Genomic DNA, 24,837 nt, shown 5'->3' on the forward strand with positions numbered 1-24,837 from the left:
CTCAACAATAAACTGTTATAGCTAGTATATTGTCGTCTTACATCTTTCAGTAATCAAGGCTCTTCTACAAAATATTTAGTAATCCGGTTGAGCCACGAAGCATGCCTGGGTGTATAGATAAATTGAATCGCATTGGCCAGCTACCTACTAAAAGCTACCATCTAGCAAAGCGTTCCATTGCAGTCGCGTTGTGCGCTCCACACTGCCCGCTGCGGCGCAGAGACCGAGCGCGATGTTGATCCACATCGGCAGAGCAATGGGCGAGTTGAAGGTCCCGAAGCGCTGAGCTATCAAAGGCACCTGAGTGACCGCATCGATGATCTGAGGGATGGCGAGAACCATAGGAACGATGAGCATGATCAGCGAAATAAATCCGATCCATCGGCTCAACGACGGGTGCTCGCGATCAAGACGAGCGCGCCGCCCTTCGGCGGAACTCTCGTCCGGGATGAGCTGGTGCACGGCTCCTTCGTCGGTGACGTAGTGGCAACGTTTGAGGCCGAAAACCGTGGACGCTACTTCGATCGTTCCTCCAGCCACGGGGAAGTCCGCAGGGAGTTTGGACTCGGCGTGATGTTTGCCATCGAGGTATAGATGGGCCTTGCCCTTACCATCATCCGCCAGAAACTGTTGCCAATACGAGACGTCAACGGCGAAGACCAATTGTCGGTCATCATCGTTTGTCAACGTGAGGTAGTACAGGGCACGGGAGAGCGGCTGCCACCAGCGGAAGTCCTTTAGTGGACGCCCGTTCCCGGTCTTGACCCGTCGCGCGGCTTTACGTCGACTCCTCTCTTTGAACACTTCTTCACATCCTTTTTGTTTATTAAATTAACAAATTACCGCTATTTTTCAACAGAGGCGTAAGCCTGCCTCAACTCTTTCACCATGATCTCTCACTGACGGACACCTTCACCGGATCCGAATATCGCCCGAAGCTGCCCGTACCTTGATAACGTCCGTCGTCTCTTGCGGGGATTCGGGCGCCGTGATGTGTCCGGATGTGGTCTTCAGGTCGAAGAACCCATTGAACTCCGGATCGGGCGACAAAGTCACGTCACCGGTACGGACGGAGATGTCAAGGCTGTCCGAACGCTGCCCCGTCAGAGTAATGTTGCCAGAGGCCGATTTAAACACGCCGTGTCCGGTGAACCGGTCAAACTTGATATTGCCCGAATGCAGCGAGGTATCGGCCGAGCCGTCGACGTCCACGGCGGTAATGCTGCCGGAAGTCGACTGCACTGTCAGGGCGCCCTTCAGCCCATCCACCTTGATATCGCCGGAGTGCAGCTGGATTTCTGTATCCCCCTGGATCCGCTCCGCAGTAATATCCCCGGATTTTGAAGTTAAACTCAACCGTCCGGCGGTGATAACTTCCGCGCGCAGATTGCCGGAAGAAACGGACAAGTCGATCATTTCCGCCTTCAAGCCGGTAAAGCTGGTGTTGCCGGAGCCCGATTTATAACTGATCTGCTGCAGCCGGGTGTCATCCGCCAGCGCTACAATAATCCGCGTATTGATGGACTTGTAGTTGGGGGCGACTAATTTCACATCCTTCAGCAGCTGGAGTTCCAGCGCATCCCCTGTGATTTCTGTCGCTTTCAACTGATCGATCGTATTTTGCTGCATATTCCCGCTGATTTCCACGTAGTTGGTGTCGTCGGGGCTGGCGATGAACTCCATGTTCACGTCATATTCACTGTCGATGACGAGCGCATTCAACTCGTGCTGCGCAAACGTCCATTTCTGCTCGTGCGCGGGCAACTTGTCGACAAAATCGAGCGGCTGACAAGCCGTTCCGGCGAAGCTCAAGACGATCAGCGAAATCCCCAGGAAAAACCACTTCTTATTGTTCACGATTAATTCTCCCTTTTTAAAGGTTCGGATGTTCCAGCGCAGATAGGCGGCGCCTAGCCGGAGCATATCCGTAAATACATACTGCTAGCCAGCGCCAGCAAAATGCCCGTCTCGTAACAGTTGAACCTTCTTCCTGTTAAAGCCTCCGGTAGATCCTTGCGCCCTGTTCTCGATATTATAATCAGTAATCCCATGCCTGACGAACGTAATTGATGTCACCGCTGCAGCGACTGCAAAAAGAGTTCTAAGGCCGTTCATACGATTTGCTCGTAAGCCACACCACCGTTGTGTTCTCGCGCTATATCTAGCTCGCTTAGCAGCATCGACAAAGCACGGATGATTCGCGCTCGATTGGGCGATCGCTCTGCAACAGCTGCTTGCCTTGATCCATGAAGTGGTGTCGAAAGCGGGCAAAAAGCTTTCGTTCCTTATTCGGCGTCATCTCCAGCAGTGGATTGTCGCTTTGCCCAGTTGCATCAAGGCTTATCTGCCGATTTCAAGCTGCGAAAGTTGAGTTGCTTTCGGTTTATTATTTAATCATTTTTAAAAAGCTCTTTATTATCTTTTCACTGTAGTCTTCAAGGCTTAATTCATTTTGAGGCAATGACATTGACGCTGATAAAGCACCCCGAATGACAATTGCAATCACTTGAGGATCAAAATCACCAAATTCTTTAGACTCTTGTCCTTTGTAAAGAATCTCTTTCAACAAAACATTTAATTGATCTTCATCATTAATTTCTGCCAGATAATAAGGGACGTTGTCTGGCGTGCGAGCATTAAAAACAATTTCAAGTAAAGCAGTGTTATATCCACGGTTTGTACCCTGGTAGGCTAAACTTGCTTCTATAAAAACCATTAATTTCTCCATATACGTTTGTTTCTGTTCTACTTTTCCCTTAATAAACGCTCGCTCTTGTTCAACCAAATACATCAAAGTATTTTTCATCAAATCTTCCTTACCAGAGAAATGATAAGATATAAGTCCTGTACTTATATTTGCTTTATTTGCTATTTTGGAAAGGCTCGTGCTGAGATAACCAATTTCTGTTAAAACCTCTATAGCAGCTTTAATGATCTGTTCTCTCCGTGCATCAGCTATCAAAGATTGTTTGTTTTCCATTTATTCATCCACCTTCATTTTAAACTGATTGTTCATTTTTTATTTTGATCGTTCAATCAAATTTTATTTTAAGCACTTTTCAATTTCCTGTCAATGTTTTGTTCTTGGCCCTCTACATTTCTTGAAAATTCTTGATCAGTCTAATCATCTTTGCTAACCTCCGTCAATGAAATCATATCGGGAATGAAATAAAATTCTTGTCATTGTGTGTTGACTTTTAATTAGGTTTGTGACAAATCGGTAATCGGACCATTTTCTTGTCCCTCGTCACTTTTTTAAAATTGACACAAAGTTCCCTTAGCAAAACGGCTCGCCCCTTTCCAAAAAGACCTGGATCGTCTGGATAGCATTCCGGGAATCGCAGCCCGAACGGCCGAGCAAATCCTTGCCGAGATTGGCACGGACATTGCTTCTCGTTTCCCGAGTGCAGCTCATTTATGCTCATGGGTTGGCCTTGTTCCAGGTCACAATGAAAGCGCAGGCAAACGCAAGTCCTCCAAAACACATAAAGGCAATAAATATTTCCGATCCGCACTCATCGAAGCTTCTCACTCCATACGGGGATCAGATCATTATCTCGGTGCCCAGTACAGGCGAATTGCAGCTCGCAAAGGAAGGCAACGCGCAGCTGTTGCCGTAGCCCACTCCATCATGACCATTGCTTACCATTTACTAACCAGGCAAGAAGATTATAAAGACTTAGGTTCCGATTATTTTGAGAAACGGCACCAAGACGCGATCGTCAAACAGACTGTTCGAAAGCTAGAAAACCTTGGATTTACTGTAACTCTGGTCACTTCGGAAGCATCCTAATTAACCTTCTCAAACCAAGAGACGCAGCTTTTTTAAAAATCTTGTAAGCTGCGCCTAGTTTCGTATTGTTTTTTAGAGTTACGCTATGAGTTAATTTTCAGGGTAGCTTAACAAAAAAGGAGCAGCGCCGACTGGCAAACTGCTCCATTACTGTTTTGATCTAACGTTTCCCGTTATCTTAATCATAAAACCCTTTTGGTGCAGTTGCCTGGCGTCATTAGACCTATTTCGCTTGCGGTGAATGAATTATGCTTTTAGCATACCACACTTGAACCTTTGGCCACATCCACGCCTACAACAGGTTCCATTTCCTCACTCCTCGTCTTTGATTTCGCCGGCTAGTTCCACGATGGTTCCAAATCCATAGCTTCGCTTGTTATGCGAGGTCATCGTCCCTACCAGCTCAAACATGGAGTTTTAGAGGTCGTGGGAGAACCGTTTTTATTACGAGGTCAAAGCCCCTAAAGCCCCTGCGTTCTCCCGGCTTCCCCCATCGTAAAACGACCACAAAAAAAGGCCAACCAGTAATTACTGGCTAACCTGATAATAAGAAAAGCAGCTAAAATAGCGACTTTCAATGGGAATATGTTCTTGTCCCCCGACAAACGTTAATCGACACTACTACTGAATTTTCATTTAGTCCCCTTTCTTGCAGTAAAAAAGCAATTCGGATTTAATCCGAATTGCTTTTTCTTTGAATACTGTGCTCCGGTACCGCCAACGGAAAGGCGAAGCGATGTCAAACCCTCTTCGTTTGCCGGATTTATCATTCATCCTGGATTCCCGGCAACTCATAACGTTGTTACAAATGGCAATCCTAAAACATCAGCTATTGTTCCGCGTTCTGGAAATATTTATTAATTACTCCTTTAATCCTTCTAACTCCAGCAGCAGAAGATTGTTCTTTTTTAATACTGAACTTTCCTAAGTTTGTTGTATCTTCTACATGAGGTCCTCCACATACTTCTCGACTCCAAACTTTCCCTTCGTTATCTTTGATTGTATACACCTTAACGATATCCGGATATTTATCCCAAAAATTCCCTTCAACATTACTTTCTTTCGCTTCAATTTTAGGCATCTCTGAAATATAGGTAACTGCTTTTGATAAAATCGCATCATTCACATACTTTTCCACCTCAGCTATTTGCTCTGGCGTAAGTTTTTCATCATGATTGAAGTCAAACCGTAATCGTTCTGAAGTAATATTACTTCCTTGTTGATGAACATGATCACCTAAAACTTCCCTTAAACCAGCAAGTAATAAATGAGATACCGTGTGCAGCGCTGTTGTTTCTGTTGAATGTTCAGCTAATCCACCTTTAAATTTACCCGCAGAAGCAGTTCTGCTCTTTTCAGCATGTTTCTTTGCCGCCTCTATATAAGACGCCTTGCCCTCCACGCTATATCCATTTTCAGTTAGAAACTCTTCCGTCAACTCCAAGGGAAACCCATATGTTTCGTAAAAATAAAAGGCATCCGCACCTGTAACTTTACCCTTATTCTTAAGATGTTTTTGTATTTCAATTTCTCCTTGTTGTAAAGTTCTATAGAAAAGATTTTCTTCCTTATTTACTATTTCGATAACTTTCTTTTTATTACCGATCAAATCTTCATAAGCTGTTGCTTCATCTATATAAACTTCAGACAACTCACCCACAAAACTTCCTTGTATACCTATTTTTTTACCTGCACGAATCGCCCTTCTTAATAACCTTCTTGTTATATACCCTGCATCACTATTAGCTGGCTCCGCACCATCATTAATTAGAAAAGTAGCCGCTCTCACATGATCAAGTATGATTCTAAACGACTTTAAATCGTCAGTATATTGTTTACCACTTAACTCCATCAATTTTTTCTTGGGATTAAGGAAGAAAGCCGTATTATAAATATCCTTGTCACCATTAAGGGCTGTTGCAACCCTTTCTAATCCGCCTCCATAATCAATATTGGGATTTTGCATTTTTACAAATCCTGTGTCTTCTTTTTTGTAACACATAAATACGTTGTTCCCAATTTCTAAAAACCTCTCGCTTACAGAAGCAGGATGATCCAGTGAATCACCGCCTGGTTCAAGATCATAGAACATTTCACTATCAGGCCCACCCGGTTCACCAACAGGCATATCCAATGGACTTCCGGCTCGGCTCCACCAATTTTCTTTTTCATCGTATAAGAATATTTTCCCACCTCTAGATGCCCCATATTGATAGGGATCATCTTCAATGATAGGTTCTATACCAACTGATTTAAATTTTTCTGACCAGATTTGAATGGCTTCCGTATCTTTCTGTATATTCAAATCATCACTTCCTATAAAAGCACTGATATACAGCCTGCCAGGATCAATTCCTAATTCGATAATATGCCAATTCCAAATGGCATCGATTTGCTTTTTCTTATAGTTATTTTCATTTGCTTCAAACTCCCATCGACCTATCATTTCAAAAAATGTCAGATGCGACGTATCTCCTACTTCATCAATATCCACTGTCCTTAAACACTTCTGAATATTAGCAATCTCATTACCTATCGGATGCTTTTCCCCCAATAAATATGGAACCATAGGTTGCATTCCACTTCCTGTAAACAACGTTGAGGGATCATTTTCTGGTAACAAGCTAGAAGAGGGCACTTGGCTAGCCCCTATTCCTTTCATAAAATCAATATATGACTTTCTTAAGTCATCTGGTGTCATTTTCACCATGTTCAATACCTCCATTTCAATTATTATTTATTCTCGGAAAATTATTTTGCAAATAATTAAACGAGAAGAAATAAAACAAAAAAAGCCCTGAGCTGACATATTTCTTGTCAACTTAGGGCGAACTATTATGTCCGTGTTACCACCTAATTTCAGATTTCTCTGCACTCTATCAATACGGGATATCTCCGATATTGTTTCCTGAATAACGGTGGAACTCCGTTGAAGCCTACTAAGATTCCTCTGTTCGGTTCACAGCTCCGAGACTGCTTCACTATTAGATCAATGAAGATTCGCACCAACCATCTTCTCTCTGTGAGATCCCTAATACCTACTATTTCTCATCATAGCCTTTTCGTTTTAAGTTAAACCAATGGTATCACACCCAACTTGCTCCGTAAATTAACATTTTTGTTAAATTATGAAAAGGAAGAAATTAGTTGATCTGCCCTTTTCTTTGAAGGTTATTGCTTGTTAAAGAGATAGGATTCATTCGTTGATAAACTTCACAAATTCACTTTTCAGCCAATGCTGATTGGTTATTGATCCAGAAGGAATAGGTATCCACCAAAACACAATTCGTAAGAACCAAGAACTTTAAACCAACACTGGGTGTGCTTCTGAGAGAGGGAATTGCTGAACAATTACCTGGAAAGCGGTCAGCAGGAGGCCTTCCGTCAGCCTTTGATTTGTCCAAAGCAGTTCGGTAAGAAACTTGTTCGCAGTGGAGCCTCACTAGCCATAACTGCCGTGCTTTTATATTCGCAATTGAAAACGATTGAGAATCAAAATTATCTCTACAACATGGAATTTATCAATTTGACTTTCATAATAGCATTTAAAGGCATATTACATTATCAATTGTTTTCACTTTGTATTATTTCAAAAATTCTTTTTTTATATATGCCTCAACAGTTTTTTGAAGCTGCTTATGCTCATAATTGCCATTTTTTGTGGTGTGCAAGATTTCATTGATTGAATATTCATTTTATCTAATTCATGCTGATATGGGCATTCATAGTTAAAATGTTCCACTTCTTTGGCTGCTAAATGCTAAAACTCAATCCTGCAAGATGAACTGCTCTTTTTAAAGGTGTGGTAATCCATTGAAATTAGAGGAGCATTTCGAGTAAAAAACAATCAAAAATACAATAACTTTAGGATAAACACCCCGACGGATGCAACAATAGGGACAATCCACTGTACCGAGGAACTCATTTTCTGCTCTTTTTCCTTCTCTCCTGGCGGGTCAAATCGGCTTAAGAGCCATTTGCAAATAAAGAAGCAAATTATTGATGCACCCAAGGTTAGTAAAAGGATACCCGCACCGGGACCCTCAGGTCTCGAAATTCCCTCAAGCATATCTCCGCCCTGTAAATAGGAACTGAGCACATAAACCGAATTGGTCAACAAATGAACGATGATCCCCGGAATGATGGAGCCTGACTTGATCACCAGCAGTGAAGAGACAAAGGCCGCTCCGAATAATTCGATCAGCCTGTAAGGATTATCGTGGAAAATAGCGAACAAAAAAGAGCTGGCCGCTGCTGCAAACCACATTCCACGCCATGCATATCCCGTTATCAGCACTCCCCGGAACAACAGCTCTTCGCAAATCGGCGGGATAATTCCAATACTAACCAATAGGATAAATAAAGAGAGCAGGGAATCCGCAACCGGATAATGCGATGTCTGATAAGGAGCGCCCAACCATACAGAAAAAACCTCGGTAACCTGATGAAAAAACAATAAAATAATTTGACATAGGGCGTAGATTAGCAGTGAAAGCATAACATTTTTAAATGAAACTCTATGAAGTCTGAACACGGTAATAAGAGATATTTTCCGATACCGGCACCATAATACGGCGGGGAGCACGTTCAGTCCGATCTGCCCTACGGCAACATAACCCATAAATAAGTATAGGTCCTCATGGTGCCTATTCCCTTGCCCGCTCATCCATGCAGACAGAAGGATCCCGGTGACATAGGAAACAAAGAATATCCAGCCTGCACTCTTCATTGTTAGTTGGTTATTCATTTTATTTGTACCTTTATACGCTTTGTAGATAGTTCATCCTCCTTGCTGCAATACTGCAAGATCAAAGTGAGCTTGAAAATCCATATCTAAACCTTCTTTCTATTATTATTTGACTAGCATCTTAAAATCGTAAATATGAACACTATCTTTTCCGATTTGCTCTTTAATGCCCTTTACGGGTAAGATGGATTTTTTTTCACCATCCAGTGTATAAGTTTCGATTATATGATCTCCGCTCTCTTGATTTTTCCTGAAAAAGTACACAAGATTGTCGGTAAAATGAACTTGCTCATCTTGAAGCATAGAAGTTCTCGTATAGTTTTCAAAATGGAACTTTTTATTCAAGGACTCTGCTTCAGGATCATAAGCATAGACATCACCGTAACCGTCCGCATAATAGATCAACCCGTCGTGAACATGAATGCTGTCCTTGTTATAAAGGAAATAATCTGAACTATAGCCGGGGTAACTCTTTAATTCATGTATCTTGGCATCAGAAGGTTCTTCAGGGTTAATCTCCAATAACTTGAGCTCAGCATTACCTAACGACGAGTCTGAGAAAATACCTAAAAGCCGATCCTTATACGGTATAAAGCGAGTGAACATGATTCTTGCATCTGACTCCATACTGGTTAATTCTACCGGGTCGCTCTCCGTAATCTCGCCATCGGAAAGCGTCACTCTTCGGAAGTTTAATTTCTCCGGATCTACTGAATCTCCGCTGAACAAATAAATGAATTCATCGTCATTCCCAAATGTCTCAAAAAAACTCCCAATCTCCCCACAGTAGTTGCTCTTTCCATCGCCCCACCTGATTTTGGAGGTATAACCGCTCATATCCTCGGTGAAACCGACATTAAATAATGAATAATGATAGCCGGGTCCTTCCAATACGCCCGAAGATTGACCGTACCCGGACGGCGCATTACAATCTTGAAACTCAATCCGGTTGATTTCGCTATCTGCTTGTATTTCTACCAGTTCGCTCTTTTGATGAAGCAGCAACTTATCCTGATAAGGAATGAGCGAATTGAGTTCCAAACCTCTATCCTTGACCACAGATATGCTCCCGTCATCTTTAACAAGAAAAAGATAGCTAATTCCAGAGCCTAACCCCTCTCCAGCGACGTCCGTTGAGTATAGAATAGAAGCTACAGCCTCTGAATAGGTCACTTTCTCTGTTTCCGGAGCCTGATCTCCAGAACATGCCGCAAGCATGATGACGAGCAACAATAGAACGCATAAGAGTATAATTTTATAGCTTGGCAGGTTATACATTGTTTGAAATCTCCTTCGACTGTGTTAAGAGTGTGATTCATCCCCGGTAAAAGGTCCCGAACAACTTTGGCAAGTTAGCAACATTATGCATATGTACTGTATTGTGAATGGTACGAGGCCAGGACACATGTACTCCTGACCTCGTTATGGAAGTACAGCCTTTGATCCCGGCTGCTTCGATCAGTAAACTTGAATATCTTAAACCGAAGACGCCGAAACCGTAATCCTTGTCTAAATCAATGCCGGTAGGTGGATGTTGCTGTATCTTTATTCGGTTTTGCTTTTCTAACCTTCCGGGACATTTGCAAGTAATTTAAAGTTGTCATTTTCTTTTCCTGAATCAATTTCAAAATACCTTTAGCTGCTTAAATCAAGAGTATATATAGATCAAAATGATTTAATTTGTCTATTATAGTTTCGAATCCACCTTTTTAATGAGTTATGAAATTGATTCACCTATGTCTGTTTTTTGGGTGTGATGTAGAGTAGATTGCACTTAAGATGATTAGAGGTTATATAGCGGTTACATTAATACACTTTGATGTCATATACATTGGCATGATCACGAATGTCATTCGGGTAGACACCTGCTCCCTTATTCTTGTCTAGATCGATACCGGCTTTTTGTTTAAATGAACACCATACGAGCTGTGAGCAATTGTACTTAGGTCCACCGCAGGAACGGTTGACCGCAAAGTTGCTGTTATATCCGTTGCCTTTTTTGCTGTATGCCCAATTCGCAGCATTACTATCTTCGGTTAGTGTAGTAAGAGAAGTAGACATGACTCTGGATCCCTTCGCTACTTTGCGATTTGCAACTGAGGCTGTTCTTATTCCATCATCAGGATTGGCTGCCTCAATAATCGTCGTTGTAGTATAGTACATTCCGATATGGCCATGGGTGAAACCCCAAGTTGCCGCCGGCTGGTAGAAGAAGGTGCCTTTACGGCTTTGAATTAGTTGATAACTTCCATCATTTCCATTGTTAGAGAATGGATTGATTTGACTAGAATACAGGGAAACAGCCGCTTTATCTTTTTCAGGAATCTCCGTTATTGTTCTCATGGGCTCGATCGCTGCTTTACTAGTCTGCAATTCTTTCAAAATCTGGTCTGCTGCTTGATCCTGAGTAATTCCTTCTTGATCGGAATAATCTGAAAGGCTCTCTTTCAATTCTTCCTTGGTCAGTCCATTGCCATGCAGTGAAATGATCTGATCCAGCTTGTCTACCGATTCGGCTCCAACGGCTTGAAAAGGAACGGTTAGCATTAATGCCATGCTTAGCAAAAATCCTGCAATTCTTTTTCTCATAAATCCTTCTCCTCCAAACAATGTCATATTGAAAATCTTCTGGCCAGATCAATTTTCATACCTGAATATAATAGATTGATGACTAGAAGGTCAATCCTATTTTTACAAATATTTGTAAATTATTTCTCGTTCTGTATTAGTTATATTATATTAATGTAAAATCAATCAAACGGATGATCTATTTTATTCAAGGCAGAGAAAATGTAATTTAGTAGGGAAAATTGTAGAACTAGCATGAATAATGTCTTCAATCTTTATTTTTCGCATTTATGATATACTTATCGCATTATTAACAGATTAATAATCTCTTGTTTTTTTCATTAATGTGTAGATATCACTTCCATGCAATGATTAATTTACTAACTTTGAATACTAGAGAAAAGAACTAGAGAAAAAGTCTGCTTAGACAAGCCCATCCTCATCAAATCCTACGCGAGCTTTTCCCTCATTCCATGGTGTTTTGGAGGTCGTGGGAGAACCGTTTTTATTACGAGGTCAAAGCCCCTAAAGCCCCTGCGTTCTCCCGGCTTCCCCCATCGTAAAACGACCACAAAAAAAGGCCAACCAGTAATTACTGGCTAACCTGATAATACGAAAAGCAGCTAAAATAGCGACTTTCAATGGGATAATGTACTTGTCCTCCGACAAAAAGCCGTCCTTTTTTAATTTAATGTCTCCCATTTGCCTAATGACCTGGCATATATGATAAAGTTCATCTTAACGGGTCTATAAGCGAAAAAAAGGAGCCATCTTTGATAGTTTTTTTACAAGTCATAATGTACTCCGGTTAACTTCTCGGATAGTAACCAAAGTTTTTCAGCAAGCTGCACATCCAATGCCTTTTTGGGGAAGTCTACAAACTTCGGTTTCTTAGCCTTTAGAGGATTCATTCCTAGCCCTACATATATATCTCCGGTGATTGTCGAATCCGTCGCCGCAATAAGTGATGGCCAAGATGATTGATCAGGAGGAGTTCCGAATATTTTCATTAATAACAGTCCGAATGCTTTGGTTCCCTTCGGTGCGTTTCTCCCGATTCCTGTAGGACTTGTACCAGGATGTACTGCTATAGAAGTGATACCTTTCTTCTTCGCACGTCGATTTAATTCTCGGGCACACAGTATGTTTGAAAGTTTCGAGCGATTGTATCCTGCCATTGGTCTATATTTCTTGTCCATTTTTAAATCAGAAAAATCTATCTCAGATTAAATTGATCACCGAAAAATCCCATGACGAAGGATAAAATCACGAACAAAATTCCGCCTATGTAGTACCAGTTTCTGCTATAGAATTTCATAATAGCCTCTCCTTTACTTTAATGTTATCCAAGAAATCATTCCATTTTGTTTAAGGGATAGCGATCGGGAATTCCTAGTGGACCAATAAGGCCATATAGTAAAATCAAAAATAACGCCAATCCGACAAATAGAATGCCTCCGATGTAATACCAGTGTTTCAATAAAACCTCATCATTATCACTCCAACTAGTTTAATCCAACAACATGTCGTGTTATAATTTTCATTATAAAATACACCACGAATTCATCAACCGACAATAAAGCAACTTTTGTCGTTTTATTTACGAAAAGAGGATTTTGTATGAAAAAAAACCTGAAGTCACTGCTGTAACAAAAGAAAAACTGATGGCATCATTTTGGAAGTTTTATTGGGAAAAAAAGATTGAGAAAATAACAGTAAAAGAAATAACAGATGAAGCTGGGTACTATCGCAGCACGTTTTATGATTATTTTATTGATATTTATGATGTCCTTGAGCAATTGGAAACACGACTTATCCTTACACTAAAAGAAAACGTTCAGAATAGTCTCGTAATGAAACAGCAGAAAGATATAATTGAAATACTTGCGAATATGTATGAGACTCAAGGAGAATATTTAAGTATCTTATTAGGAAAAGGCGGCGACCCCAATTTCCACCAAAAATTAAAAGAATCGCTTCGGCCTATGTTGTTTCATGAGTTTGGATTATCAAAAAACGATGTGTACAATCAACTAATTTTTGAGTTTGGAATTGCCGGCATTATTTCTACCATTGGACACTGGTATGATAATGAGAAACCAATAACTAATGAGCAGTTGGCCATTTTAATTCGTTCAATGTTGATGAATGGTACCACTCCTCTCTAAGCGTTCCAAGAGTGATTTATTCGAACGATTCTATCCCGCCCAATAGCTGAACAAACTGCTGATCAAGCCGGCAGGGCGATTATAATGAGAACGCATTGTTATAATTCGAGTCTTGACATCACACTTCAAACTGCATGGATCTCTTTAAATCGGAACTAAAAAAATCAGGGTATCTCATCGTCACTTAATGACTTATGAAATACCCCAAACATTTATTTGAAATTTTCAAACTGAGATTTAAGCCATGTCTGATTCTGCACTGCAATAAATAAGCACTTCCACAAGTTCTAAGTATAGATCCGTATTGTTTTTGACGCTATTTGGGTGAATATGTGAATACTCTTTCCCGATACATCAAATTCCTTTGATCTTTCTGCAATATTTCGATAGGAAATTGTTTTTGAATCTCTAAGCAAAGAATGAATTGATTTAACACCAAGTTTAAAGATTCTACTTTTTGATTCCTCATTATTTTCTATTAACCATGGCATTCAGTTGTTGATCTTAATTTTTGTCTCATAACGATCATCCTTTTGAGTCTTTGTTTTGTTTCCATTTGAATCATACTCATAAACGTAAGAGTTACCTAAAACATCAGCTGCTTTGATGATATTCCCTTGAGAATTGTATTTTAATTCTCTGGTTTGGTCATTTGCATAGATTGTTTTGAGTAAATTACCGTTTGCATCATACTCCATCTTTGTTTCTTTACCATTTGCATCAGTAGCTTTAATTAACTTATACATAAAATGCCCCCAAATCGGGGGCATTTCCCCAAACAATGTTGCATTTTCAATGAGAATCGTCCCTCTTCCATCAAACATATGTACCTATCGAAATTGACTGATTTTTTAGTGGGACAATTATATGAAAGCAAAGCATCTTCTCTGCTGTATCTCCAACAAAAACATAGATGGATATTTGTTTATCTTGAAACCGACATTATGATATTCTGAGTATCGCTTAAAGAAACAAACCAGTTTTGTAGAACCATATTATGGTGTGAAATGATTTGATCTGCACTTAAAAAGGAAGAGTCCGCGGTACTGTGGGCATCTTTTACTAAAATAACGTCATATCCCAAGCTAAATGCTCTACGACATGTCGAATCAACACATATCTCAGTCTGAATTCCCGCCACAACCAGTCGATTAACGTTAAGATGAGTTAAATGTGATTCAAGGTTGGTACCTTGAAATGAATCTGGAAAGTCCTTTTCTATTTTCGTATCTTGAGCTAACAAGGGTAAGGCGGGATGAAGACACCACCCTGAAGATGTTTTTGAGGTAATCGTCCCTAATTTCCCATTATGCTGAGTAAGTATGACTGGAATCTTACTTATGTGGGCCCAAGTAATAAGTTGCTTGATATTGGTTAATAATTTTTCACTGTTATGAATAAAGAGAGGATCCATAAAAGATCCGGTTTGTACATCTACGATCAATAAAGCTGGCTTATGGATCATAACTATCCCCTCCTCATCTTCTTCATTAATTTCTAGAGGTTAGAATTGCCCGTAATCATAATTATATTCATCATTTTTCACACTGAAAGATCGACAGTGACTATGTAATCGAAGCAGACCACACAACAACGAAATGTTTCAACAGGCTAATACTCTTATTCCTCGACATTCAAGGTCATACATACAATTTTACTTAAGTACGGCAGAAAAAGCAGATTTTTCATAAACGGAAAAATTTAAATTGTCAGCATAATGGAAAGTCCCTAGTGACTTCTAAATGCTACAATGATGAACTCAATACAAATACCTAATGTCATCCGTTGTGTTTCCATTCCGAGTAAATTGGAAAAAGCTTTTGCGGGGGACGCTACGTCACCATCTATAAGAGGCTGTTCAAAAAGCACCATTTCAGTTTAAAGAGAGCAGCATAAAAAAATGTTGAGCGACCAATATTGGAAATGAAAGGGAGATCAGCATAGCGGGCAGTCACTTCTCATCCCGATTCCATTTCAGTCGCTAAATTTGAACAGACGTATCCCCTGTGCCGTAATGATCCTTTTTTCGATTATGCGTGGAGACAATTTTACGCTGCCAGAGGCAGCGAGAGTTGCTCGACCTGCATTTCTTGCAGCTGTTTGAGGGTTGCCACATGATTCGGGGGCAAAACTGTTTCCCATGCGCAATCATCCGTTCAATTAATCGAAACGCATCCCGCAGGATGAACCAACCTGATAACATTGCAGAAGTAACAACAATATCGCTAAGACTTAATTTGTTGTAAGATGTTGGAGGTTCATTTTTCGTCTGCCCTTTTTCAGAGTATTTTCTCAATTCCGAATTATATATTCTACACGCCTTCGTGCTGTCCTGATCGTTATTTTTAAAAAAAGAACAGCTGCCGATCGGCAAACTGCTCCATTCTATTTTGAACTAACGTTTCCTGTTAGTTCAACCTAAACTCCATTTTTCTACTCTTCGTTGTCATCCCGAATGATTCATAAAATAAAATTGCAGCAGCATTGTTCTCCGATACCCCTAATTCAATACTATCAACTTTCAGACTTCCTCCGAAATCAATTACATATTGCATAAGTTTCTTTCCAACGCCCTTATTTCTGTACGTTTCGGAAACAGACAAACTATTTATATATAAAATCTTTCTCGCATTAACAAAAGAATTTTCAATTATTTCTTCTTCTTTCGTCACAACCAGGCCGATTATTTCTAAGCCTATGGTAGCAACAAAAATATGCTGTTTGGGATCAATCAGCTGGCATAAGAAGAATTCCTTCCCGACTGGAGTTGAGTTTTTTTTGTACAAATCGGGTCTTTCAAAAACGTGGAGATCATGAATCTGCCTAAATAAAGGCAATAAAGACTCGTAGTCATCTTGATGAGCGTTTTTGATAGATATATCCATATATTAATGCCCTCAGCTAACGATGAATTGAGTGTTCGCTCTCGTCCCGATTATAATTTTCCCCACCCAAATATCGGCCTTAACATTTTGCGAATATAATAAGCAAATACGGTCGTGGTAGTCCATGAGCTGCGCTTATTCTGTATGTATTGATCGTTAATAATATACGTCCGAGTGGAAGTAGGATTCTTTAGACCGAACATTTCCCACTTCGCTGGATCATCTGAACCTTCGAGCTTTATAAGCATATTCGTAGACTCACTATTTACTTTAGCCGGAATTTGCTCGTATGCTCGGGTGATTTGCGCATGAAATTCGTCGATCGGATTACGGCTAGCAAGGCTCTCCAGATGAATACCTTCGCGAAGGTAAGAAACGTATTCTAGATGGTCAGCCCAGAACTGGTCGATATAAAATAGCCTTACCCGCTGCTCCGAAGGGCTCATCGGCTTCTCGCCTTTCAAAATTCTGAGTCTCTCCTCGTATAGAATTCGCCTCTGATCCTCCAACATATCCGAATAACCGTTCAGTTCCTTTTGTATATCGAAGTTTTGGCCCATAATAACACGCTGAATATGGGCGATTTTGCTGTGGAGTACCGGCTCTTCGAGAGCTTCATCCTGCCTGGGCTTGCGAATCATTTTATCAATGCCAAACCGAAGCAACAACTCATCCTCCAAGCTTACGAAAAATACGGAAGCTCCGGGGTCGCCTTGGCGGCCGGAACGCCCGCGCAGTTGGTCGTCGATCCGCACGCTTTCGTGCACATGTGTACCAATCACGTACAATCCGCCTAACTTGGCGACAACTTCTGCTTGCGTGGGTTTGCCACCCCCTAGCCGAATGTCGACGCCGCGTCCCGCCATATTCGTAGATACCGTCACCGCGCCAATTCCTCCTGCATTGGCGATAATCCTGGCTTCTTCTGCGTCATTTTTTGCATTAAGTACTTGACAAGGTACGTCGGCAATCGCTAGCGCCTTTGCTAGTATGTCAGACTCCTCAACGCTTGAAGTGCCAATTAGAATTGGACGTCCCGTCCTATGAACGGACGAGATTTCGTTTACAAGTGCCTTAAGCTTGGCTTCTTTATGGGTATAAATCCGGTGCGGATGGTCAATCCGTATGTTTGGACGGTTCGGTGGAATTTGCACTACCTGCAGCGAATAAATATCTTCGAATTCTATTGCGGAAGCGTGCGCAGTAGCCGTCATTCCGCAAATCTTCGGATATAGGCTTATGAAGTGTTGAAGGGTAATCGTACCGAGAATTTTCCCGCCGGATTTTAGCTGTAGTCCTTCTTTGGCCGCAAGCGCGGCTTGCAGCCCTTCCGCTTTGGTAGATCCCGCTTCATTCAAATATACATTCCGCATAAACTCGTCGAAGTCGTAATGCTCATATTGAACGATCTGCTTGGCCACTTCTGCGAAACAAGTGCCCTCGCTTATGGAAAAGCCCGGCTCGCCGGCAATGACTAGCGGCACCCGTGCTTCGTCCAGAAGAAGCGAATCCGCTTCGTCGACGATAACGTAGTGGAAGGGACGATGCACGGTTTGGGCTTCTCCCAGTGCAATCGTGTCGCGCAAATAATCGAATCCCGCCTCTTTAGCCGTAACATAGGTTATATCCGCGGCATACGCTTCTCGTTTCTCGGACAAGCTCATGCCCGCTTGGACCGATTTTACCGTTAATCCGAGAAAACGATAGATCGGACCCATCCAATCCGCATCCCTCTTTGCCAAATAATCATTAAAAGTCAGCACATGAACACCTTCGCCGGTCAGCGCATTTAGATAAGTAGGCATAACCGCAGAGAGCGTTTTTCCTTCGCCCGTATGCTGCTCAATTAAAAATCCCTCGTGCAGAGCGATGGCAGCCATGATCTGGACAGCGTAGGGCTGTAATCCAAGCGTTCTCTTCGCTGCCTCGCAGACTAGCGTATAGGCATCGACCAGCAGCTCGTCCAAAGGAGTACCCGATTTTGCTTCCTTTTTCAGCCTGAGAGATTCTGCTTTTAACTGCTGGTCGTCCCATACTTCCAAATTCCCTTTTCTAATGAGTTTCGCTTTGTCCTGATAGATCTTCAGCTTGTTCTGAGTTTCACGGTTATTGATTTTTTGTATCAACTTGGCGGCTAAATTCATCGGAATTTGATCCCTCCTCGTATATATACCCGACTCTAAAGTGGCTAAAGTATACTCGAAATCTATAAACAATAGCCTTTATATCTCATACAATTACAAAACTTTGCCCTTATCCTTTTCTAAATTAGATACGCTATCTATACCATAAAGTTCCAACATGGAGCTGTTCTACAAATACTGAGTTGTTAGCCCAATAAAGTTAACCTAACAGATAGCTTAATGAAAAAGAAGCAGCTGCCAACCGGCGAACTGCTCCTTCTATGTTGAACTAACGTTTCCCGTTAGCTTAATCTTTGCACTCTAATCTAATTTCATAGATAATAATCAATCATTTAAAACAACGTCTTCATTCCCATATCCACGTATTTAGAATCTTCTAATTTACTTTGAAATTCAGTTCTCCATTTATTAGGTGAATTAATTAATGGAGAGTCGGCTTGCCCCTGCCACATTTCTACATCTTCTCTAGATACTACATACGATAAGTCAGAAAATGTATAACGAATCTCCTGCAAGTTATCAATTAATGCAAAGGTTGCTGTTGCATTATATATTAATGAACGTTCCATCAGTTCTGGTGTGATGTCAGCAGTAGAAGATTTATATAATATATTTGCTGTCAGCGTATCAGGAAAGAGTTCAAGTTCACTCTCAATATTGCCTAGAGGAAGAGAATGAATTAAACCCGATAAATTCCCCGCATTACCCATGTATTTATTTTTATATCTGATGGATTCTTCAATATTGTGAGTTAGGGGGTCAGTCTGTTGAGCTGCATAGACTTGATCTTCGCGTTCCATTCTCGGCAATAAGATTCCATAAACGGTGACAAAGAGAATAACCCCTATCGTTGCGAGAACAAAAATCGCTGTGTTTTTTTTATTCATTAAGATTCACCTACCATATGTTTTTGTTTTATTTTCAATGAAGCTTGGAACAATAATGGAATAATACCAGTAATTAAGGGCCAAATATAATGAGTTGCAAGAACTGCAAACTGATAGGGTCCTAGTATCTGGATACCTCTTCCAAACCATATATCGCTTCCAAAATGGACAGCTGTCGTGAACAACGATTGGATAAGGAAAAATACAGTCCAAATAGCCCAAGCTATATTGCGATGACGCTTATTCGAGACATCATGAGAAATAGCTACAACTTTATTATTTTGATTTGAATTAGTATTCATAAGATAACTTATATAACAGACTGCTGCCAAAATCGGCAGAATGACGCTTAAGAGAATACCTGCTTGTTCGATAAGACTAAAAGGTATAGTTACAACCCAGGCAATTAAAAAATAGAGCGCTGCGGTTTGAAGAAGTTCCGCTTTGTATTTACTCACGTAATATGGGAAATGTCCTTCCACCAAGCCTTCTACACTCTTGATGCTACTTTTTGCTTCTTGTACTGCAACTTCGTATTCCACACCATGTGCTGTCAAATCATCTACTTTGGCTTGAAGATTGCTTAGAATCTCATTTCTAAGTTCTTGCACTTGCCGAGTCTTTTTATATCCGGTAAATAAATGGTCCACATATCTTTCTAATTTGTTCATTTTGCTCCCCCCTCTGATTCAATTAATTGATCAATTAGCTTTTTGGCGTTTTTCCATGCTAAGAGGTTATGTAAATATACTTCATGACCAGAAGAAGTAATAGTGTAATATTTACGCCTACCTCCATGGCTTTCATCTCCCCAGTACGATTTTATGTGACCATGGGATTCCAATCTTTTGAGGCTCGTATAAAGTGATGGTTCTTTTAATTCATACTGGCCATAACTATATTTCGAAATAGCTTTTATAATTTCATAGCCATAGTTATCTCCTTCGGTTAAAACACGTAAGATGATCGTATCCATGTTACCGCGAAGCAAATCTCGGCTGATACTGCTTTCCGTCATTTTGTTCACCTCCACATACATCGTACCACATATTACTATGTAGTACAATGTAATATGTGGCGAGATGCAATTTCATCTTAGAATAAACTATAACTACTACCGGTTTTCTGTTTAGTAATGACTGCCAACAAAAAAAGTAACTAATTGCTTTGATTGGCAGTCCTGGTGCAATGCTTTTTTAAACTAACCTGCCCGTTAGCTTAATGAAAAAAGCTGTAAACTTCAGTTAGATATCTATCTAATCGGTAATCGGTACAAGTTCTTGTCCTTTGCTCGGGACACGAACATGTACTGAAAAAACAAAAAAGCCGCTTAATTAGCGACTTTCAATGGGAATATATTCTTGTCTCCTGACATGTGTCAAATAGTGTTTGTACCTCTATTACAACAAACGTCTTACACAACTGCGAATCGACCGTTCAAGGTTACCGCCAGCAACCTCGAACAGCCGCCGAATCATAGATGGTGAACATGTTCGCATACGTAGTTAGTATAAACATAGGAGTTACTTAATTTTAATAACCACCTTTCCTTTGGCACTTCCGCCTTGGAGGTACGAGAATGCTTGCGCAGTCTTTTCCAAATGATACACCTTATCAATAACTGGCTTAATGTGGCCTCCTTCAATAAATTCTTTTAAAATCTTCAGTTGTGTTCCACTCGATTTCATAAAAAGGAAATGATATCTTGTATCGTACTTCTTCTCAAGCGCTGTGATCTTTCGGCTCACGATGGACAAAATGGCTGTTTTCATCCAACCTAACTTTGTTTCTTTGCCAAATCTTGCGTTTGGCATGCCGGAGATGGATACGATATGTCCACCTGGCTTTAGAACTTGGAACGATTTTTCCAAAGCAGTTCCTCCAAGAGTATCAAAAACAGCGTCATATCCGGTAAGCATTTCTTCAAAGTTATCTTTTTTATAATTAATGATCAGATCTGCGCCCATCGACTTGACCAACTCATACCCTTTCTCGCTGGCTGTTGTTGCAACAAAAGCTCCCATCAATTTAGCCAGTTGAATGGCGAACGTCCCCACACCTCCTGAACCTGCGTGAATCAAAATTTTTTGGCCCTTTTGGAGATGCAAAATATCGGTAAAGGCTTGGTAAGCCGTAAGTCCAACCAGTGGAATAGATGCAGCTTCTTCAAAGTTTAGATTCTGCGGCTTTAACCAAATATCTTCCTCATGTACAGCAATGTATTCCGCCAATGTACCGATACGGCTCTTGCGTGGTCTACCATAAACTTCATCACCGGGTTTAAATGCACTTACCCGTTCACCAACCTTAACGATGACCCCGGAGAAATCATTGCCTAATATTAGAGGAAAAGAGTAACTCAACAGGAGTTTTACTTTCCCTTCCTTAATTTTATAGTCGATAGGATTTAGGCTGGCTGCATGAATTTCTACTAACACATCATGTTCTCCGATATGAGGCATTGGTTGTTCAGTCAAAACCAAGGGAACATCTTTCCCATATTTCTCAATGGTTATAGCCTTCATTTAATATCTCTCCCGTTATGATCATTAGTTTAAACGAATGAACCAAAAGAACAAAAATAATCTGCTCTACAGTATTCACTTAAGTCATTTTCTAGTCACTGAGGCCAAGTGCACTCTGCTTCAATGACAGTAATCAAGTTTTTCAGTTGTTCCAGCGGTTTACGGACAGTTAATATATAATAATTTTCTACGCCCTTTTTCTCGGATTGAATAAAACCAGATTGTTTCAGCACCTTCAGATGATGGGAAACAGCTGGCCTAGATAAATTGATATGACCTGATATCGCATTTACATTAAGTCCCGATTTGTTCTGTGCCAGCACCATAATAATAGCTTGACGGTTTTCATCAGTCAGCACTTCCAACAACGGGATGGACTCTTTGAATTGTTGTAAAACTTGCTCGGTTCCCTGGCTCATACGATCCATCCTTTTCGCTCATTCGTTTAATCACTTAAACATAATTATAACTACCTGTATAAAAAAATCAAGCGTAGTGCCATTGCGACTGGAATACCACCCATTTCTAGTCCCACAAAAACCTCGGTTCCAGAGGGAATTAGCTCTGACAAATGTTCAAGTAAGGCGGGATTGGATTCAAACAGATATTTATCAAAATAATAGTTTGATTCTTTTCCAGATCTTACACGGATCCATCGTTTCCTTGACCAAGAGTTGGAGACTAATCTGAATATTATCTTAAGAGAAAAAGAAGCAGCAGCCAACCGGATAGACTACAACTTCATTCGATATACCCCAGCCTCACCAAGAAAATCTTTTCTGGTCAATCCATTTTCTCCAGGCAATATCCGATAATTTTATCGTACCATCATGTGAAATAATGAAAATTTTTTATAGCTTCCCCGATCCAATCTAATAACTCCTTAGCATATCCTTCAAAGATAAAGATATCTTGTTCTATCCTATTAATCCCTTCTTTCCAGCAATCCAAATTGAAATCAAGAATTTCAATATCTCCTCGGACCAACAAATGGAGAAATAATGAAGTCCACACCATTTTTTTATAATAGTTGCCGTCTCAATTGTACGTTTAGTTGGACTGACAAGAACTAAATCTTCAGGATCAATTTTTATTTCATTTCGTAGCTGCATTACTTGGAATTTACCGTACTCTGTAAGACTAGGATGCAGAGTATTTAACCGATTTGGATAATCGTTGAGAATTCTATGATTGTATTGAGCAATCCTGCCCGTTAGATTAATGAAATTCCATGAAAACACAGTTAGATACTTATCTAATCGGTAATCGGTACGGCTCGGGACAAGAACTTGTACCTATAAATAAAAAGCCTTCAAAATAGCGACTTCCAAAGGGCCTATGTTCTTGTCCTTCGACATTTTTTGAGGTGTTAACGTGTCAAAAGTAAGAAGATTGTAATCTTATAAAAGTTTACTTTCAATTAAAAAATGGGCAAATGCCCTCTTATTTCCCGATTAGCAAGGCCACAAAGAAAGACCATGCTGTCATTGTGAAGCTAAAGGAGATAAACATTCTGCTTCCTGTTGTTCTCTTCTCGCTCAATAGAAGATAAATAGAAATGAATAGAAAAATTGGCATGAAAATAAATCCATAAGCCACTGCCACATCTTGCATTCAATCACCCAAAATATTAGATACTTTGGACATGATACTGGAACTATTTATATAAGTCCATGGATAATATTATCAAAACCATTACAATATTAAACAAGTAGGAAAGGAGATGAGATTATCTTTAGTTGCAAATTTTTTCTATTAAGTCTCTTCTCACTTGAATATAATTTCTTTCCGTCTATACTTCGGGGTGAATACAATGTGGCATTTGCACATTACTTTGTGTGAGCTAGGCTGTAGCTCTTGTTTGCCATCTAAGACCATTCCTTTTTTGAGCCTGAACATCTAATGCCGTCTTTTATACCAAACGCTGCAGAATTCTATACCTGTACCGGACGTAATAAGGGCGTAGAAAGGCAAGCCAATCCGTTTAAGCTCCTTCTTGTTCATGCCGATGCTGTCTTAAGAAAATAAAGTCTTAGACTACCGCTGAATCATTGAACTAACGTCTCTCGTTAGCGGAATGATATCGACACATTCTTGAATTATCCTCCCATTTCTAGGATTGATTTTTCATTCCCCACTCACATAACTCTTCCAAAACGGGTAAGAGTGTTTTTGCTTTATCTGTAAGACTGTACTCGACTTTAGGGGGAACTTGAGGATACTCTTTCCGTTTTACCATACCGTCATTCTCTAGTTCTTTCAGTTGTGCACTCAATGTTTTATAAGTAATAGCACCTATCCGCCTTTTCAGGTCATTAAAGCGAACCGTTTGGTTTTCTGCCAGAAGGTAAATAATAAGCAATTTCCACTTGCCGCCAATCACAGACAAGGTGTAACCAAAAGGTGTCTCTTTAATATTACCCTTATAGTCAGCCACGCTCATGTTTACACTATCCTTTCGGGTAGTACCTATCAAAATAGTGCGTACTACATAATAATTTGTGCTCAGTTTATACTGATCTTACTTTGAAGTAAAGGGTGAAATAAATGACCAATATTAAAAGCTTTAATCACGATCTTTGGGATCACGGGATCACCCAAGGTTACAGTGTCAACGGTACCATCTACATTTCGGGACAATTTTCTCACGATATGGAGGGCGTATTCATTGGCGAGGGAGATATCGAAGTACAGACACGGCAGACGCTGGAAAATCTTGATCGTGTACTGGCGGGATTTGGTGTCACGAAGTACAATCTCGCTTATGTGGAGATATATCTAACAAACGCGCAAGAGCATTCCGAGTCAGTCGTCCATTTGTTCAAAGAATACGTGGAACAACATCGGCCGGCCGGCAGTCTTATCGGCGTGACTTACTTAGCGTCACCTGAGCAACTGATCGAAATTAGAGCCGTCGCACACACGGACTAACCCAGCACGGCTGCCGGGGAAATGTAGTCCAAAAAAACGAACAATATTTCCCCGGTCATTTCGGAATTAATTATAGACGAACTACCAGTTGATGATTTAACCAAAATTGAATATCTATTAGGTAACGCCATGATCATTGTTACAAGGAGAAGCAGTTGAGATTACAAACTAGCTCATATTCATTAAAGG

At 40.5% G+C, this 24,837-nt stretch carries 22 protein-coding genes, 2 pseudogenes and 1 other annotated feature; of the genes and pseudogenes, 4 read left to right on the top strand and 20 right to left on the bottom strand.

Translation table 11 applies throughout. The features are described 5' to 3' along the window. Positions 1-147 precede the first annotated feature (147 nt). Positions 148-804 carry a hypothetical protein gene (locus BM415_RS07765; protein WP_091156520.1) on the bottom strand — a complete coding sequence of 219 codons (657 nt, stop codon included), beginning with the start codon at positions 802-804 and terminating at the stop codon, positions 148-150. A 108-nt stretch (positions 805-912) separates the two neighbouring features. Continuing rightward, the gene (locus BM415_RS07770) at positions 913-1,857 is read right to left on the bottom strand and encodes a DUF4097 family beta strand repeat-containing protein (protein ID WP_091156523.1); all 945 of its coding nucleotides are present in this window, start codon (positions 1,855-1,857) and stop codon (positions 913-915) included. A 221-nt stretch (positions 1,858-2,078) separates the two neighbouring features. On the opposite strand from BM415_RS07770, the pseudogene BM415_RS25450 reads away from it, so the two are divergent. After that, positions 2,079-2,371, top strand: a pseudogene (locus tag BM415_RS25450) (IS4 family transposase); the annotation flags it as partial. A gap of 15 nt (positions 2,372-2,386) precedes the next feature. On the opposite strand, the gene BM415_RS07780 reads toward BM415_RS25450, so the two are convergent. Further along, complete coding sequence (locus tag BM415_RS07780; RefSeq protein WP_091156525.1) at positions 2,387-2,980, bottom strand: TetR/AcrR family transcriptional regulator; 594 nt, start codon at positions 2,978-2,980, stop codon at positions 2,387-2,389. Positions 2,981-3,328: 348 nt separating this feature from the next. Between BM415_RS07780 and BM415_RS07785 the strand changes: the two genes are divergently transcribed. After that, positions 3,329-3,793 (top strand): transposase, encoded by a 465-nt coding sequence (locus BM415_RS07785; protein ID WP_280142867.1) that lies wholly within the window; start codon positions 3,329-3,331, stop codon positions 3,791-3,793. A gap of 829 nt (positions 3,794-4,622) precedes the next feature. On the opposite strand, the gene BM415_RS07790 is transcribed toward BM415_RS07785, so the two are convergent. From BM415_RS07790 to BM415_RS07815, 5 genes are all read right to left on the bottom strand, one after another. Next, positions 4,623-6,503: an alanine--tRNA ligase gene (locus BM415_RS07790; RefSeq protein ID WP_170862398.1), complete on the bottom strand. Its 1,881-nt coding sequence runs from the start codon at positions 6,501-6,503 to the stop codon at positions 4,623-4,625. Positions 6,504-6,613: 110 nt separating this feature from the next. Next, positions 6,614-6,857 (bottom strand) — a binding site (T-box leader). Positions 6,858-7,640: 783 nt separating this feature from the next. Next, on the bottom strand, positions 7,641-8,540 hold the full coding sequence (locus BM415_RS07800; protein WP_091156532.1) for a CPBP family intramembrane glutamic endopeptidase: 900 nt from the start codon (positions 8,538-8,540) through the stop codon (positions 7,641-7,643). A 105-nt stretch (positions 8,541-8,645) separates the two neighbouring features. Next, positions 8,646-9,818, bottom strand: coding sequence for a hypothetical protein (locus BM415_RS07805; RefSeq protein WP_091156535.1), 1,173 nt, complete (start codon positions 9,816-9,818; stop codon positions 8,646-8,648). Positions 9,819-10,346: 528 nt separating this feature from the next. Then, complete coding sequence (locus BM415_RS07810) at positions 10,347-11,129, bottom strand: hypothetical protein (protein ID WP_139236966.1); 783 nt, start codon at positions 11,127-11,129, stop codon at positions 10,347-10,349. A 764-nt stretch (positions 11,130-11,893) separates the two neighbouring features. Continuing rightward, a complete protein-coding gene (locus BM415_RS07815; protein ID WP_091156539.1) occupies positions 11,894-12,286 on the bottom strand; it encodes an SDR family NAD(P)-dependent oxidoreductase in 393 nt (130 codons plus the stop codon). Positions 12,287-12,724: 438 nt separating this feature from the next. Between BM415_RS07815 and BM415_RS07820 the strand changes: the two genes are divergently transcribed. Beyond that, positions 12,725-13,276: a TetR/AcrR family transcriptional regulator gene (locus BM415_RS07820; protein WP_244533179.1), complete on the top strand. Its 552-nt coding sequence runs from the start codon at positions 12,725-12,727 to the stop codon at positions 13,274-13,276. 491 nt (positions 13,277-13,767) lie between these two features. On the opposite strand, the gene BM415_RS07825 is transcribed toward BM415_RS07820, so the two are convergent. The 12 genes and pseudogenes from BM415_RS07825 to BM415_RS07880 all read right to left on the bottom strand — a co-directional run bounded on the left by BM415_RS07825 (position 13,768) and on the right by BM415_RS07880 (position 24,160). Further along, positions 13,768-14,022, bottom strand: a complete 255-nt coding sequence (locus tag BM415_RS07825) for an RHS repeat domain-containing protein (protein ID WP_170862478.1) — start codon at positions 14,020-14,022, stop codon at positions 13,768-13,770. 179 nt (positions 14,023-14,201) lie between these two features. Then, positions 14,202-14,741: a cysteine hydrolase family protein gene (locus BM415_RS07830; protein ID WP_091156544.1), complete on the bottom strand. Its 540-nt coding sequence runs from the start codon at positions 14,739-14,741 to the stop codon at positions 14,202-14,204. 943 nt (positions 14,742-15,684) lie between these two features. After that, a complete protein-coding gene (locus tag BM415_RS07835) occupies positions 15,685-16,161 on the bottom strand; it encodes a GNAT family N-acetyltransferase (protein WP_091156546.1) in 477 nt (158 codons plus the stop codon). Positions 16,162-16,211: 50 nt separating this feature from the next. After that, positions 16,212-18,305 (bottom strand): preprotein translocase subunit SecA, encoded by a 2,094-nt coding sequence (locus BM415_RS07840; protein WP_091156549.1) that lies wholly within the window; start codon positions 18,303-18,305, stop codon positions 16,212-16,214. 332 nt (positions 18,306-18,637) lie between these two features. Then, positions 18,638-19,192 carry a DUF4825 domain-containing protein gene (locus tag BM415_RS07845; protein ID WP_091156550.1) on the bottom strand — a complete coding sequence of 185 codons (555 nt, stop codon included), beginning with the start codon at positions 19,190-19,192 and terminating at the stop codon, positions 18,638-18,640. Beyond that, positions 19,192-19,863 carry a hypothetical protein gene (locus BM415_RS07850; RefSeq protein WP_091156553.1) on the bottom strand — a complete coding sequence of 224 codons (672 nt, stop codon included), beginning with the start codon at positions 19,861-19,863 and terminating at the stop codon, positions 19,192-19,194. Before BM415_RS07850 ends, BM415_RS07845 begins: the two co-directional genes overlap by 1 nt. Further along, positions 19,860-20,210 carry a PadR family transcriptional regulator gene (locus BM415_RS07855; RefSeq protein ID WP_091156556.1) on the bottom strand — a complete coding sequence of 117 codons (351 nt, stop codon included), beginning with the start codon at positions 20,208-20,210 and terminating at the stop codon, positions 19,860-19,862. Before BM415_RS07855 ends, BM415_RS07850 begins: the two co-directional genes overlap by 4 nt. A 505-nt stretch (positions 20,211-20,715) precedes the next feature. Continuing rightward, complete coding sequence (locus BM415_RS07860; RefSeq protein WP_091156558.1) at positions 20,716-21,717, bottom strand: NADP-dependent oxidoreductase; 1,002 nt, start codon at positions 21,715-21,717, stop codon at positions 20,716-20,718. 95 nt (positions 21,718-21,812) lie between these two features. Next, on the bottom strand, positions 21,813-22,145 hold the full coding sequence (locus BM415_RS07865) for an ArsR/SmtB family transcription factor (RefSeq protein ID WP_244533180.1): 333 nt from the start codon (positions 22,143-22,145) through the stop codon (positions 21,813-21,815). A 59-nt stretch (positions 22,146-22,204) separates the two neighbouring features. Next, a pseudogene (locus tag BM415_RS25455) lies at positions 22,205-22,414 on the bottom strand (hypothetical protein); the annotation flags it as partial. A 220-nt stretch (positions 22,415-22,634) separates the two neighbouring features. Then, the gene (locus BM415_RS25460; protein ID WP_244533268.1) at positions 22,635-22,829 is read right to left on the bottom strand and encodes a hypothetical protein; all 195 of its coding nucleotides are present in this window, start codon (positions 22,827-22,829) and stop codon (positions 22,635-22,637) included. 1,001 nt (positions 22,830-23,830) lie between these two features. Next, a complete protein-coding gene (locus tag BM415_RS07880) occupies positions 23,831-24,160 on the bottom strand; it encodes a winged helix-turn-helix transcriptional regulator (RefSeq protein WP_091156563.1) in 330 nt (109 codons plus the stop codon). A gap of 104 nt (positions 24,161-24,264) precedes the next feature. Between BM415_RS07880 and BM415_RS07885 the strand changes: the two genes are divergently transcribed. Beyond that, a complete protein-coding gene (locus BM415_RS07885) occupies positions 24,265-24,648 on the top strand; it encodes a RidA family protein (RefSeq protein WP_091156565.1) in 384 nt (127 codons plus the stop codon). Positions 24,649-24,837: the final 189 nt, after the last annotated feature.

It is taken from the genome of Paenibacillus sp. 453mf (assembly GCF_900116105.1).
GTDB classification, from domain to species: domain Bacteria; phylum Bacillota; class Bacilli; order Paenibacillales; family Paenibacillaceae; genus Paenibacillus; species Paenibacillus provencensis.

Bases quoted from the DNA above. Each gene is read 5' to 3' on its own strand.
- BM415_RS07780 (WP_091156525.1), bottom strand. From the start codon at position 2,980: ATGGAAAACAAACAATCTTTGATAGCTGATGCACGGAGAGAACAGATC.
- BM415_RS07790 (WP_170862398.1), bottom strand. From the start codon at position 6,503: ATGGTGAAAATGACACCAGATGACTTAAGAAAGTCATATATTGATTTT.
- BM415_RS07800 (WP_091156532.1), bottom strand. From the start codon at position 8,540: ATGAATAACCAACTAACAATGAAGAGTGCAGGCTGGATATTCTTTGTT.
- BM415_RS07805 (WP_091156535.1), bottom strand. From the start codon at position 9,818: ATGTATAACCTGCCAAGCTATAAAATTATACTCTTATGCGTTCTATTG.
- BM415_RS07810 (WP_139236966.1), bottom strand. From the start codon at position 11,129: ATGAGAAAAAGAATTGCAGGATTTTTGCTAAGCATGGCATTAATGCTA.
- BM415_RS07815 (WP_091156539.1), bottom strand. From the start codon at position 12,286: ATGGCAGGATACAATCGCTCGAAACTTTCAAACATACTGTGTGCCCGA.
- BM415_RS07825 (WP_170862478.1), bottom strand. From the start codon at position 14,022: ATGTATAAGTTAATTAAAGCTACTGATGCAAATGGTAAAGAAACAAAG.
- BM415_RS07830 (WP_091156544.1), bottom strand. From the start codon at position 14,741: ATGATCCATAAGCCAGCTTTATTGATCGTAGATGTACAAACCGGATCT.
- BM415_RS07835 (WP_091156546.1), bottom strand. From the start codon at position 16,161: ATGGATATATCTATCAAAAACGCTCATCAAGATGACTACGAGTCTTTA.
- BM415_RS07840 (WP_091156549.1), bottom strand. From the start codon at position 18,305: ATGAATTTAGCCGCCAAGTTGATACAAAAAATCAATAACCGTGAAACT.
- BM415_RS07845 (WP_091156550.1), bottom strand. From the start codon at position 19,192: ATGAATAAAAAAAACACAGCGATTTTTGTTCTCGCAACGATAGGGGTT.
- BM415_RS07850 (WP_091156553.1), bottom strand. From the start codon at position 19,863: ATGAACAAATTAGAAAGATATGTGGACCATTTATTTACCGGATATAAA.
- BM415_RS07855 (WP_091156556.1), bottom strand. From the start codon at position 20,210: ATGACGGAAAGCAGTATCAGCCGAGATTTGCTTCGCGGTAACATGGAT.
- BM415_RS07860 (WP_091156558.1), bottom strand. From the start codon at position 21,717: ATGAAGGCTATAACCATTGAGAAATATGGGAAAGATGTTCCCTTGGTT.
- BM415_RS07865 (WP_244533180.1), bottom strand. From the start codon at position 22,145: ATGGATCGTATGAGCCAGGGAACCGAGCAAGTTTTACAACAATTCAAA.
- BM415_RS25460 (WP_244533268.1), bottom strand. From the start codon at position 22,829: ATGCAGCTACGAAATGAAATAAAAATTGATCCTGAAGATTTAGTTCTT.
- BM415_RS07880 (WP_091156563.1), bottom strand. From the start codon at position 24,160: ATGAGCGTGGCTGACTATAAGGGTAATATTAAAGAGACACCTTTTGGT.
- BM415_RS07885 (WP_091156565.1), top strand. From the start codon at position 24,265: ATGACCAATATTAAAAGCTTTAATCACGATCTTTGGGATCACGGGATC.